Annotated in this window: 8 protein-coding genes; 2 read left to right on the plus strand and 6 right to left on the minus strand. The window is 72.9% G+C overall.

The genetic code is table 11. The features are described 5' to 3' along the window. Window positions 1–118 precede the first annotated feature (118 nt). Window positions 119–931 carry an aldehyde dehydrogenase family protein gene (locus F2B26_RS04265; RefSeq protein ID WP_159806786.1) on the plus strand — a complete coding sequence of 271 codons (813 nt, stop codon included), beginning with the start codon at window positions 119–121 and terminating at the stop codon, window positions 929–931. 66 nt (window positions 932–997) lie between these two features. Here F2B26_RS04265 and F2B26_RS04270 read toward each other — a convergent pair whose 3' ends face one another. From F2B26_RS04270 to F2B26_RS04280, 3 genes are read right to left on the minus strand one after another with little or no spacing between them, the layout of a single operon-like run. Further along, window positions 998–2,191 carry an acetate/propionate family kinase gene (locus tag F2B26_RS04270; protein WP_159806788.1) on the minus strand — a complete coding sequence of 398 codons (1,194 nt, stop codon included), beginning with the start codon at window positions 2,189–2,191 and terminating at the stop codon, window positions 998–1,000. Further along, a complete protein-coding gene (gene pta / locus F2B26_RS04275; protein ID WP_159806790.1) occupies window positions 2,188–4,266 on the minus strand; it encodes a phosphate acetyltransferase in 2,079 nt (692 codons plus the stop codon). The genes F2B26_RS04270 and pta overlap by 4 nt, the downstream gene beginning before the upstream one ends. Before the next feature lie 40 nt (window positions 4,267–4,306). Next, window positions 4,307–6,787, minus strand: coding sequence for a phosphoketolase family protein (locus F2B26_RS04280; protein WP_159806792.1), 2,481 nt, complete (start codon window positions 6,785–6,787; stop codon window positions 4,307–4,309). A gap of 236 nt (window positions 6,788–7,023) precedes the next feature. Here F2B26_RS04280 and F2B26_RS04285 point away from each other — a divergent pair, with 236 nt between their 5' ends. Next, the gene (locus F2B26_RS04285) at window positions 7,024–7,881 is read left to right on the plus strand and encodes an SURF1 family protein (protein ID WP_235929494.1); all 858 of its coding nucleotides are present in this window, start codon (window positions 7,024–7,026) and stop codon (window positions 7,879–7,881) included. Between the two features lie 33 nt (window positions 7,882–7,914). On the opposite strand, the gene F2B26_RS04290 is transcribed toward F2B26_RS04285, so the two are convergent. The 3 genes from F2B26_RS04290 to F2B26_RS04300 form a co-directional block, all read right to left on the minus strand. After that, window positions 7,915–9,648, minus strand: coding sequence for an ABC transporter ATP-binding protein (locus F2B26_RS04290; RefSeq protein ID WP_159806794.1), 1,734 nt, complete (start codon window positions 9,646–9,648; stop codon window positions 7,915–7,917). Beyond that, complete coding sequence (locus tag F2B26_RS04295; protein ID WP_159806796.1) at window positions 9,645–11,441, minus strand: ABC transporter ATP-binding protein; 1,797 nt, start codon at window positions 11,439–11,441, stop codon at window positions 9,645–9,647. Before F2B26_RS04295 ends, F2B26_RS04290 begins: the two co-directional genes overlap by 4 nt. 138 nt (window positions 11,442–11,579) lie before the next feature. Beyond that, window positions 11,580–12,122 (minus strand): GrpB family protein, encoded by a 543-nt coding sequence (locus F2B26_RS04300; protein WP_159806798.1) that lies wholly within the window; start codon window positions 12,120–12,122, stop codon window positions 11,580–11,582. Between the last annotated feature and the right edge of the window lie 69 nt (window positions 12,123–12,191).

Raw genomic sequence — 12,191 nt, forward strand, 5'->3', positions numbered from 1 at the left:
CCGGTGACCCTCGTAGAGGGCGAACACCGCCACTGTCGCACTCGCGGCTCGGTCACCTTTCGGCGCCGCTTCCGGCCGGTGCCGCTTGATGAGGCGGCGTACCACCTCAGCTTCGCTGATGCCGGCGACTGCGGCCGGGCGCGAGCTCGCCGTGCTCGCGGGCCACCTGCAGGTGCCGGTCAACCGGCTGACCACCGGCACCGTGGCGGCCTACGTGCCGGCGCACGCCCCGGTGGCCCCGACCGCGGCCGCGCTGGCGAGCCGCTGCTTCGACGGGTCGGCGCTGGCGGTGCGGCGTGTCGTCGTGCACCGGGAGGTCGCCGAGGCGTTCGAGGAGGCGTTCGTCGAGGCCACCGACGCGCTCGTGGCCGGCGCCGGGCTGGACTACCGCGCGGAGGTGGGGTCGCTGTCCGACGCCGAGCAGCTGCAGCAGGTCGGTGACCTGGTGGCCGAGGCCGCCGGGATGGGTGCCCGGGTGCTCACCGGGGCCGAGCCGCTGCTCGCCTGCGGTCCGCTGTTCTACGCCCCGACGGTGCTCGCGGACGTGCCGGCCGAGGCCGGGGCGCGGGACGTGCCGACCGCCGGACCGCTCGTCGTGCTCGACCAGGTCGCCTCCGACGACGAGGCGGTCGCCGCGATGAACGCCACCGGCCCGATGCCCCTCGCGCTGCTCTGCGCGCCCGGTGCGGGGGCGGGCGCGACGTCCGGTGCGCGCCCGCACGACGTGCGCGCGGATGTCGTCGCCACCGGACGTCCGGGCGTCCTGCCGGTCCGACCCGACCTGGGCACGCTGGTCGACCACGTGACCGACGTCCAGGTGGTGCGCGGCGCCGGTGCCCCGGCCGTGCTCGGCGAGATCGCCGGCGCGCTGCGGGCGGATGTCGTCGGCCGGGTGCTGCGCGTCGGGCGGGGGACCCGGCCGACGTCCTGACCGCCTCACGTGCCGGTGGCCCCGACCCCCGAGGGGGACGGGGCCACCGACCTGGTGCCTAGGAGGTCAGGCGCCGACGAGCGTCGCCGCCTGCCGCGCGATCTCCAGCTCCTCGTTGGTCGGCACGACGAGCACCGTGACCCGTGCGCCGTCGGGGGAGATGACCGTCGGCTCCGACTTGCTGCCGGCGTTGCGCTCCGGGTCGACCTCGATGCCGAGCTCGGCGAGCCCGCGCAGCGCACCGGCACGCGTCCGGTCGTCGTTCTCGCCGATCCCCGCGGTGAACGCGATGACGTCGACGTGCCCGAGCTGGGCGTAGTAGTTGCCGACGTAGCCGCGGATGCGGTGGTAGTAGACCTCGAGCGCCAGCAGGGCGTCCTCGTCACCGGCGTCCGCGGCCTCGTTCACGTCGCGCATGTCGGTGTGCCCGCACAGCCCGAGCATCCCCGAGCGGCGGTTGAGGATCGAGTCGAGCTGGTCGATCGAGTAGCCGGCGGTCCGCGACAGGTGCACGAGCACGGCCGGGTCGAGGTCACCCGAGCGGGTGCCCATGACCAGGCCCTCGAGCGGCGTGAGGCCCATCGACGTCTCCACCGAGCGCCCGCCGCGCACGGCCGTCGCCGAGGCCCCGTTGCCGAGGTGCAGCACGATCGTGTTGAGCTCCGTCACATCCTTGCCGAGGAACTCCGCGGCCGCGCGCGAGACGTACAGGTGCGAGGTGCCGTGGGCGCCGTAGCGACGCACCGAGTGTGCCTTCGCGATCTCCTTCTCCAGCGCGTACGTGTACGCCGCGGGCGGCAGCGTCTGGTGGAAGGCGGTGTCGAAGACCACGACGTGCGGCACGGCGCCGAAGGCGTGCTTGGCGGCCAGGATGCCCTGCAGGTGCGCCGGGTTGTGCAGCGGCGCCAGCGGCGACAGCGACTTGATCTTGGCGAGCACGTCGTCGTCGACGAGGGCCGGGCCGTCGAACAGCGACCCGCCCTGCACCACGCGGTGGCCGATCGCGGTGAGGTGCGCCGCGTCCAGCACCGGGCCGTGCTCGGCGAACTGGGACAGCACGATCTGCATGCCGATCTCGTGGTCCGGCACGGGCAGCTCGACGCTGTGCTTGCCGTCGGGGCCCTTGTGCGTCACCCGGCCGTCCTGCGCGCCGATCCGCTCGACGATGCCGCTGGCCTGCGGGTTGCCGGACTCGACGTCGACGAGCTGGTACTTGATCGACGACGAGCCGGAGTTGATGACGAGGACGAGGGTGGTCACTTGGCGGCCTCCTGGGCGGCGACCGCCTGCGCCTGGATGGCGGTGATCGCGACGGTGTTGACGATGTCCTGGACGAGGGCCCCGCGCGACAGGTCGTTGACCGGCTTGCGCAGGCCCTGCAGCACGGGTCCGACGGCCACGGCGCCGGACGAGCGCTGCACCGCCTTGTAGGTGTTGTTGCCGGTGTTGAGGTCGGGGAAGACGAACACCGTCGCGCGGCCGGCCACCTGGGAGTCCGGCAGCTTGGTCTTGGCGACCGAGGCGTCCACCGCGGCGTCGTACTGGATCGGGCCCTCGACCGACAGGTCGGGGCGGCGCTCGCGCACCAGGGCCGTCGCCTCGCGCACCTTCTCCACGTCCGCCCCCGAACCGGAGTCGCCGGTGGAGTAGGAGAGCATCGCGATGCGCGGCTCGATGCCGAACTGGGCCGCCGTGGCCGCCGAGGAGATCGCGATGTCGGCGAGCTGCTCGGCCGTCGGGTCCGGGATGACGGCGCAGTCGCCGTAGACCAGGACGCGGTCCTCGAGGCACATGAGGAAGACGGACGACACGTTGCTCGTACCGGGTGCGGTCTTGATGATCTCGAACGACGGCTTGATGGTGTGCGCCGTCGTGTGCACGGCACCGGACACCATGCCGTCGGCCAGACCGTCGGCGACCATCATCGTGCCGAAGTAGGAGACCGAGGCGACGATCTCGCGCGCCCGGTCCTCCGTCATGCCCTTGTGCTTGCGCAGCTCGGTGTACTCCTTGGCGAACCTGTCGAGCAGCTGGCCGGCCTTGGGGTCGATGATGTCGGCCGCGTCCAGGTCCAGGCCCAGCTCGGTGGCCCGGCCGCGGATCGCGACCTCGTCGCCGAGGATGGTGAGGTCGGCGACCCGGCGGCGCAGCAGCGTCGAGGCCGCGCGCAGGATGCGGTCGTCGTTGCCCTCGGGCAGCACGATCCGCTTGCGGTCGTTGCGGGCCCGCTCCAGCAGCTCGTACTCGAACATGAGCGGCGTGACGACCTGCTGCCGCGGCAGGTCGAGCGCCTGCATGATCTGCGTGGTGTCGACGTGCTTCTCGAACAGCGCGAGGGCGGTGTCGACCTTGCCCTGGGCGTCCCGGGTCAACCAGCCCCGGGCGCTCGCGGCGGCCTGGGCCGACTTGAAGGTGCCCAGGTTGTTGCGCATGAGCGGCAGCCGGCTGCCGAGGCCCTCGATGAGCGTCGAGATGGTCGGTGCCGGCAGGATCCCGCCGTTGAACAGCAGCCCGGCGATCGACGGGAAGTTCTCCGCCTGGTGGGCCAGCAGGGTGCCCAGGATCGCGTCCGAGCGGTCGCCCGGCACGATGACCAGGCAGCTCTCGGTGAGCCGCGTCATGAGGTGGTCGACGCCCATCCCCGCCACGACGATGTCGAGCACCGAGCGCGACAGCAGCTGCTCGTCACCGGACAGCAGGGTCCCGTCGGCGGCATCCATCACCTGGCGCAGCGTCGGGGCGTACAGCGGGATGTCGTCCGGGATGACCCAGCCGGGCACGTCGCCGACCAGCCGCTCGCCGATCTCGTGCAGCTGGGACGGCTCGCACCGGTTCGCGATGACCGCGACCACCTGGGCGTGGTTGGCGTGCATCTCGGCCGCGGCCACCTCGGCGACCTGGTGGATCTCCTCGGGCGAACGGCCGAGGCCGCGCACGACGAGCACCACGGGGGCGCCGAGGTTGGCCGCGATCCGGGCGTTGTAGGCCAGCTCGGTGGGCCCGATCAGACCGGTGTAGTCGGTGCCGACGACGAGGACCGCGTCGTTGGCGCGCTCGACGTCGTGGAACCTCGAGACGATCGTGGACAGCGCGCCGTCCGGGTCGGCGATGACCTCCTCGTAGGTGACGCCGATGGCGTCGTCGTACTTGGTGTCGATCCCCTCGTGCCCCAGCAGCAGCTCGACCACCCAGTCGGGCTGCTCGGTCGAACGTGCGATCGGCCGGAACACCCCGACCCGCTGCACGTTGCGGGTGAGCAGGTCGAGCAGCCCGAGGGCGATCACGGACTTGCCCGTGTCGCCCTCGGGAGCGGTCAGGTAGATGGTGCGGGCCACGGTCGGCTGACTCCTCGGTATGTCGGGTGGTGCGGCGGGACTACTCGTTGTCCCCACCGGTGAACAAGGCGGCGTCGACCTGGGCGGGCGCCGCGGCGTCACCGGCGTCGGGCCAGACCCAGTCCCGGACCGAGGGGATGTCCTCCCCGTACGTCCGGGTGTACTCACGTGCCTCGATCCGCGCGTCGACCATGCGCTGTCGCAGCCCGGCGTACGACGAGCGTAGCCAGTGGACCTGGTCGATCACGTCGATCACGAGGTGGAATCTGTCCAGATCGTTCAGCATCACCATGTCGAACGGGGTGGTGGTCGTGCCCTCCTCCTTGTACCCGCGAACATGCAGGTTGGAGTGCCCGTTGCGGCGGTAGGTGAGGCGGTGGATGAGCCACGGGTAGCCGTGGTAGGCGAACACGATCGGGCGGTCGGCCGTGAAGATCGTGTCGAATTCTCGGTCGGTGAGCCCGTGCGGGTGCTCGCGGGCGTCCTGCAGGCGCATGAGGTCCACGACGTTGACGACGCGGATCATGAGCTGCGGCAGCTCGCGGCGCAGGATGTCGACGGCGGCCAGCACCTCGAGCGTCGGCACGTCACCGGCGCAGGCCAGCACGACGTCGGGCTCCTTGCCGGGCTGCTCCGTGCCGGCCCACTCCCAGATGCCGAGCCCGCGCGTGCAGTGGCTGACGGCCTGCTCCATCGTGAGGAAGTTCGGGGCCGGCTGCTTGCCCGAGACGACGACGTTGATGTACTGCCGGCTGCGCAGCAGGTGGTCGTACGTCGAGAGCAGGGTGTTCGCGTCCGGCGGCAGGTAGACGCGGACGACCTCGGCCTTCTTGTTGACGACGTGGTCGATGAAGCCCGGGTCCTGGTGCGAGAAGCCGTTGTGGTCCTGGCGCCACACGTGGCTGGACAGCAGGTAGTTGAGGCTCGCGATGGGCCGGCGCCACGGGATGTCGTTGGTCACCTTGAGCCACTTGGCGTGCTGGTTGACCATCGAGTCGACGATGTGGATGAAGGCCTCGTAGCTGGTGAACAGCCCGTGCCGGCCGGTGAGCAGGTAGCCCTCGAGCCAGCCCTGGCACTGGTGCTCGGACAGCATCTCCATGACGCGTCCGGCGCGGGCCAGGTGCTCGTCGACCTCGGGGCCCTCGAACTCGGCGTTCCACTGCTTGTCGGTGACCTCGTAGACGGACTGCAGCCGGTTGGACGCGGTCTCGTCGGGGCCGAAGATGCGGAAGTTGTCGGGGTTCCGCCGGATCACCTCGGTGAGGTACTCGCCGAGCACCCGCGGGGCCTCGGACAGGGTGGCGCCGGGGGCGGGGACGTCGACCGCGAAGTCACGGAAGTCGGGCAGCCGCAGGTCGTGCAGCAGCTCGCCGCCGTTGGCGTGCGGGTTGGCGCTCATCCGCAGCGGACCGGCCGGGGCCAGGGCCGCGATGTCGGCGTCGAGCGCACCGGTCTCGTCGAACAGCTCGGCGGGGCGGTACGAGCTCAGCCAGGTCTCGAGCACGGCGAGGTGCTCGGGGGTGTCCCGGGCGCTGGCCAGCGGCACCTGGTGGGCGCGCCAGCTGCCGGTGGTCTTCTTGCCGTCGATGGTGGCCGGGCCGGTCCAGCCCTTGGGGGTGCGGAAGACGATCATCGGCCACATCGGGCGGGTGAGGTCCCCGGTGGCAGCCCGGGCCTTGATGGCCGCGATGTCGTCGAGCGCCTCGTCGAGCAGGGCGGCGAACCGGCGGTGGGTCTCCAGCGCGGGCTCGTCGTCGAACCCGCCGACGAAGACGTACGGCTTGTGCCCGTACCCGCGCATGAGGTCGGTGAGCTCGTCGTCGCTGATCCGGGCGAGCACCGTCGGGTTGGCGATCTTGTAGCCGTTGAGGTGCAGGATCGGCAGCACGACGCCGTCCTGGGCGGGGTTGACGAACTTGTTCGAGTGCCAGCTGGTGGCCAGCGGGCCGGTCTCGGCCTCGCCGTCGCCGACGATCGCGGCGACCAGCAGGTCCTTGTTGTCGAACGCGGCGCCGTAGGCGTGCGAGAGCGCGTAGCCGAGCTCGCCACCCTCGTGGATCGAGCCGGGGGTCTCGGGGGCGACGTGGCTGGGGATGCCGCCGGGGAAGGAGAACTGGCGGAAGAGGCGGCGCAGCCCCTCCTCGTCCCCGGTGATGTCGGGGTAGACCTCGGTGTAGGTGCCGTCGAGGTAGGCGCTGGCGACCAGCCCGGGACCGCCGTGGCCGGGGCCGATGATGTAGATGGTGTCCTGCTGACGGGCGGCGATCGCGCGGTTGAGGTGCGCGTACAGGAAGTTCAGGCCCGGCGTGGTGCCCCAGTGGCCGAGCAGCCGCGGCTTGACGTGGTCGCGGGTGAGCGGGACGCGCAGCAGCGGGTTGTCGAGCAGGTAGATCTGCCCGACGGACAGGTAGTTGGCGGCTCGCCACCACTTGTCGATCCTGGCGAGGGTGGCCTCGTCGGGGGCGGGGGTCGCGGCCCGCCAGGTCGTGGGGATCTTCGAGGTGGCGGTATCGGTCATCGTGCTCGCCTCCGGACAGTTCGGGTCGTCGGCGACCCGGTGGGTGGTGGTCGGGCGACCCACGGACGGGGGCACCGCGAGGCGCGGAGCGCATGCGAGCGCTACCGCACCTGTCCCATCGAACCGCGTCCGGCGCATGCGTGCACGGAACGTTGGTCCCATATCGTCCCATGAATGATGTGCTGGGGTAGGGCCATGCTCGCCGGACCCTGGGCACGGCCGGGGTACGGTGAGACGTGTCCGACGCGCAGGCCGAGCCGTTCTGGCAGGTCGCACGTCGCCCCCGGATGCTGGGGCTGCTCGCGGTGCTGCTGCTGGCCGCCGCCGTGTGCGCCCGGCTCGGCATCTGGCAGCTGGACCGCGCCCAGGTGCACGGCGCCCAGGCCGAGCAGCGTCGGGTCGCCGCACTGGTGGCGGCCGACCCCGTCCCGCTGCAGCAGGTCCTCGCCCCGCAGACGTCCTTCACCGGCGGGCTCGTCGGGCGCAAGGTCGAGGTGACCGGGACGTACGAGCCGGACGGCCAGCTGCTCGTCACCGGACGGGTGCACGCGGGCGTCGTCGGGTCGCTCGTGCTCACCCCGCTGCGCGTCGACGTCGACGGGGAGCAGGCCGTGCTGCCGGTGGTGCGCGGCTGGGTCCCCGCGAACCAGGGCGAGGCTGCGCCGCCGCCGTCCGGCCCGGTGCACCTGGTCGGCTACCTGCAGGCGGGGGAGGCCCCGGCGGGCACGATCACGGACGGGCGCTCCGAGGCGATCAGCCCGGGACAGCTGCTCACCACGTGGAGCGGGCCCATCTGGACGGGGTACCTCGTGCTCGCCGAGTCCGACCCCGGCCAACCGGGCGGGCTCACGCTGCTCGACGTGCCGACGCGCACCGGGGCGGGCCTCAACCTGCAGAACCTGGCCTACGCCGCGCAGTGGTGGATCTTCGCCGCCTTCGCCCTCGTCGTGTGGTGGCGCGCGGTGCGCGACGAGTCGCGCGACGGTGTGAGTGAGGGAGCTGACAGGCCCGTCGGGCCGTCGGAGCCGGACGGACCCGCGGGAGCCGACGGGCCAGCTGGACCGGCAGAGCAGGCAGGCCCTGCGGGCGACTGACCCGCCCGCGGGGCCTGCCTGCTGCTGGTCCTGCTACTCGTGCTGCCAGGAGCGCCACAGCCGGGCGTAGTCGCCGCCGGCGGCCACGAGCTCCTCGTGCGGGCCGATCTCGGCGATCCGGCCGTCCTGCACCACGGCCACCCGGTCCGCGTCGTGCGCGGTGTGCAGGCGGTGCGCGATCGCCACCACGGTCCGCCCTGCGAGCACCGCCGACAGCGACTGCTCGAGGTGCCGGGCCGCGCGCGGGTCGAGCAGGCTCGTGGCCTCGTCGAGCACGAGCGTGTGCGGGTCGAGCAGCACGAGCCGGGCGAGCGCGAGCTGCTGGGCCTGCGCCGGGCTGAGCGTCGCCCCGCCCGAGCCGACGAGCGTCTCGAGCCCCTGCGGCAGGGCGGCCACCCAGTCCCAGGCGTCGACGGCGCGCAACGCGTCGACCAGCTGCTCGTCGTCGGCCTCGGCGGCGGCGAGCCGCAGGTTGTCGGCCACCGTCCCGACGAACACGTGGTGCTCCTGGGTGACGAGGGCGACATGACCGCGCAGCTCGTCGAGCGGCAGGTCGACCAGCGGCACACCGCCGACGGTGACCCGGCCGCCGGTGGGCGGGTGCACCCCGGCGAGCATCCGGCCGAGGGTCGACTTGCCGGCACCGGACGGGCCCACCACGGCGAGCCGCTCGCCCGGCACGAGGTCCAGGTCGATGTCGTGCAGCACGTCGTGGCCCTCGCGGTAGGCGTAGCGCAGCGACCGTGCGGCCACCTCCTCGTCGGTGGGGCGCTCGCCGCTCACGGCACGGTCCGGCTCGACCCGCTGGATCCCGATGACCCGGGCGAGCGCGGTGACGGCCACCTGGATCTCGTCGAGCCAGAAGATGAGCTCCCACACCGGACCGGTGATCTGGTAGGCGTAGAGCAGGATCGACGTGACGGCACCGAGGGTCGCGTGCCCGTTCGAGACGAGGAACGCGCCCCACACCAGCACAGCCGCGGGTGACAGCACGAATGCCAGGTCGACCCCGGGGAACAGCACCGTGCGCAGGTCGAGGGTGCGGGACTCAGCCTCGAACGCCTCGTGCAGGTCGGCTCGCACCCGCCGGTGCCGGCGCGGGCCGAGACCCAGCGCGTCGATGGTGGTCGCGCCCTCGACCGACTCGGTGATCGTCCCGTTGAGAGTGGCGTAGGCCGCCGCCTCGCGCAGGTAGGCCGGGGTGGCCCGGCGCAGGTACCAGCGCACCACGACGACGAGCAGCGGGACCCCGGTGAACAGGGCGATCGAGACCAGCGGGGACAGCACCACGCACGCGGTCACGGTGAGCGTGATGGTCGAGACCGCGACGATGACGCGCGGCACGCCGAACCGCACCGCGTGCTGCAGCTTGTTGATGTCGTTGGTCGTCCGGGTCACCAGGTCGCCGGTGCCGGCCCGTTCGACCGTGGACAGCGGCAGCGCGGTGACCGTGGCCATGAACTCCTCGCGCAGCTCGGCGAACACCCGCTCGCCGAAGACCATCGACGTGCGGGAGGCGAACCGCACCAGCAGGGTCTGGGCGAGCACGGCGACCAGCCCGATGGCGATGTACGGCCCGAGCACCCGGGCGGCCGTCCCGGCCGTGACGGCATCGACGATGCGGCCCAGCAGGTAGGGACCGGCCAGACCCGCGATGGCCGCGCCGGTGTGCAGTGCGGCGATCGCGAGCAGGGGGCGTCGGTTGCGGGCGAACAGCCCCGCGGCGTAGGCGCGCACCTGGGGTGCGTCGGCGATGGGCAGCTTCATGCGTGGTCTCCTGCCGAGCCGTCGGCTGTGCGGCCCGCCCCGGTGAGGGCGGGTTCGTCGTCCATCTGCCGCCCGACGACCGAGCGGTAGACGGCGGCCACCTGCTCGCCGGCGGCGCCGGACAGCAGGTCCTCGTGCGTGCCGCGGGCGGCCAGCACGCCGTCGACGAGGAGCTGGACCTCGTCGGTGTGCTCGAGGATGAGCGGGCTGGCCGTCACCACGAGCGTGCTCCGGCCGCGCCGGTGGTCGGCCAGCCGGGCGGCGATCCGGGCCTCGGTGTGCGCGTCGACCGCACTGGTCGGCTCGACCAGGACGAGCACGGGGGCGTCCACCAGGAGGGCGCGGGCCAGTGCGAGGCGCTGGCGCTGGCCACCGGACAGCGACCGTCCCTTCTCGTCGAGAGCACCGTCGAGCCCGTCGGGCACCGAGTCGAGCACGTCCGCCGCGTCCGCCAGCTCCACCACAGCCGCCAGCGCGGCCTCGTCGGCGGTGCCGCGCACGTCGAGCTCCTCCCGCAGCGGACCGCTGAACAGGGCGGGGGTGCTGGTGGAGACCAGGACCCGACGGCGCAGCTGCTCCTTGGGCAGGTCGGCCAGCGGCACACCACCCAGCAGCACGGGGGTGCCGGCCTCGGCCTCGTCGTCGAACCGGCCGAGCCGCACCGCGATCGCCGCGGAGGCGTCCGGGTCGGCGCTCACCAGACCGACGACGCGGCCGGGTTCGAGCACCACACCGCTGGTCGGGTCGTGCAGCTCGGCGTCGACCGGTGGCATCGGTGCGGTCGACTCGTGGTCGACGGTGGAGGGGCGCACCCGCAGCACGGCCAGCACCTTGCGGGCGCCGATGGTGGCCCGGGTGGCTGCTTGCAGCATCTCGGTGGCGATCTGCACCGGCCACGCGAGGAACGCCGCGTAGCCGTAGGTCGTCACGAGCTGGCCCGGGCTCAGCGTGCCGTCGATGGCCATCCGGGCGCCCAGCCACACGAGGGCGAGCACGAACAGCCCGGGCAGCAGCACCTGCAGACCGTCCAGCCACGACTGGGTGAGCGCGACCTGGACGCCGCGTCGGCGCACGTCCTGGGACTGCGCGGCGTACCGGGCGGTGAACACGTCCTCGCCGCCGATGCCGCGCAGGATCCGCAGCCCGGTCACCGTGTCCGAGCCGAGCGTGGTGAGGTGCCCGTTGGCCTCGCGCTGGGCGCGCTGGCGGGCCTGCAGCGGGCGGACCAGCAGGCTGAGCGTGCCCGCCACCAGCGGCAGCCCGATGAGCACGACGAGCCCGAGCTGGACGGAGATGCGCAGCATGAGCACCGCGACCACACCGTAGGCGACCAACGAGCCGACGAACCTCGCCGCGGTCGCGTACAGCTCGCCGACCCGCAGCGCGTCGTTCGCGACGGCTGAGACGACCTCACCGGTCGGCAGCTCGGTGGTGATGGACTCACCCGACCGGGCCACCGTGGCGCCGACATGCTCGGACGCGGTGTATGAGGCCCGCAGCCAGTTCTGCACGTCGAACCGGTGCCCGATCGCGTTGGCGACCGCGGAGACCAGTCCGAGGCCGGCCATCAGCCCGGCGTAGCGCCACACGTCCGGCCCCAGCCCGTGCGTGAGCCCGGCGTCGACCGCGCGGCCGACCAGCGACGGTGTGATCGCCTGGGCGAAGAACCCGGTCATCCCCAGCAGCACGGAGACGGTGAGGATGCCCCACTGGCGACGTGCGATCCAGGCGAGGTAGGCAGCCGGTCCGCTCAGTGGTGGGGTTCCGGGGTCGGGGAGGGGGAGGGAGCGCACGGGAGTCCACGGTAGGCCCGGGGTCCGACATCGGCCGACCCCTTTTCGTCGGGCGCCCGTCGCCGAGCTGACGACCCCGGCGCGGGCGCGACCGGTCCGACCGGACCGGGCGGGGCACGGCAGGCCCGGTCGGGCCGTTCAGGGCGCGGCGTTGAGGCGCAGGACGAGCGCCTTCTCGGCCGCCGTCAGACCGGACCCGGCGAGGACCTCCTGCAGCACCGCGGACTTGCCCGCGACGTACCGGGCGAGGGTCATGCCGTCCTCGGCCGCGAGGGCGAGCTTGACGGCGCCGTACCGCTCCCGGAGGGCGGCGTCCCGGCGCAGCGCGTCCCGGACGGCCAGGTGGTTGCGGACGTGCAGGGTGCCCTCGACGCACACGTAGACGTGGCGGGGCGGGTCGTCGTCGGGGGCGTCGAAGGCCTCCCGGTCGGTCAGCCCGAGGTCCCCGCGGTGGACGTAGCCCGCCGCCTCGAGCCGCGTCGTCGCAGCGCGCACCGCGGCACGCCCGACGATCACGTCGATGTCCAGGATGGGCTTGGCCGGCAGGCCGGGCACGGCGGTCGAACCCACGTGCTCGATCGCGACCAGGGGCACGTCCTGCAGCGCCTGCGCCAGCCGGCCCGCCGCGAGCGCGAACTGGTCCGGCCACGCGGGTGAGTACGCCGACACCTCGATGGTCACCGCCCCAGCGTGCCGTACATCCGTGGCGGGCCGGTGGTGCGCGGGCCCGGGCGGTGGGACGGCCGGTAC

The organism is Cellulomonas citrea, assembly GCF_009829685.1.
Taxonomy (GTDB): Bacteria; Actinomycetota; Actinomycetes; order Actinomycetales; family Cellulomonadaceae; genus Cellulomonas; species Cellulomonas citrea.